Below are 251 nucleotides of genomic sequence, written 5' to 3' on the forward strand. Positions count from 1 at the left end.
TCTTCGTCGGTGACCATCTCCAGGGTCAGCTCGTCGTGGTTGCGCAGGAAGATGCCCCACTGGCAGTTCGAGGGGATGGCCGGGGTCTTGGCCAGGATCTCGGAGACCGGGTAGCGGGACTCCCGGCGCACGGCCATGAAGATGCGTGGCATGACGGGGAAGTGGAAGGCCATGTGGCACTCGTCCCCGCCGGAGGCGTAGTCCCCGAAGTAGTCGACCACGTCCTCCGGCCACTGGTTGGCCTCGGCGAG

At 66.5% G+C, this 251-nt stretch carries 1 pseudogene; it reads right to left on the reverse strand.

From position 1 onward, the window contains the following. Positions 1 to 251, reverse strand: a pseudogene (locus AC5WRT_RS39230) (trehalose synthase); the annotation flags it as partial.

The organism is Streptomyces sp. NTD91, assembly GCF_059510455.1.